This window comes from Cupriavidus sp. 05T313 (assembly GCF_056396665.1).
Genome location: NZ_JBFTLX010000610.1, coordinates 1 through 488, shown reverse-complemented (window position 1 = coordinate 488; position 488 = coordinate 1). Strand labels below are relative to the sequence as shown.

The window sequence follows — 488 nt, the reverse complement described above, 5'->3', positions numbered from 1 at the left end:
ACCCAAGTGCGTACGACATCCCCCTGCGGGGGACGCCGGTCACTCTTCTTTGCTTCGGCAAAGAAGACTAACGAGAAGAAAGCCGACCCTGCCGGGGGCAGAGCAATAAGGCTGATGGGCCTCGGTGGTTTCGTCGTACGGCCCTGAGTGTTGGCTGGCGTGCCTCACCGGCTTGAAGGACATCGCCACTGCATTACCCATTGGTCACGTGGTGGGGCCCCCAACCTCGGGCGCGGTGACCATTCGGCCATCTGCCGTTCGCGGTGCCGAGCGCCACGACGCTGCCCGCCTTGGTGGTTTCGTGGTTTTGTCTCTGGCGGCGGGCGCCCTGCCATTTGATGCCCTGCCGTACCGGCGCGAGCGGCACCTTGCTCTCAATGCCCTTGGTTTCGTGGTGGTGGCCCGGTTCGCGAGGGTCACGCTCGAACATCACCGCGCCTGCTCTCCGAGACAAAACCACGAAACCAGCCACACCCGAAACGGCGCAG

1 protein-coding gene is annotated in these 488 nt (G+C 64.1%); it reads left to right on the top strand.

Features of this window, described 5'->3' with window-relative positions:
* Positions 1-172: 172 nt before the first annotated feature.
* On the top strand, positions 173-488 hold a 316-nt coding region (locus tag AC1DKD_RS41995), incomplete at its 3' end, for a hypothetical protein (RefSeq protein ID WP_477144835.1).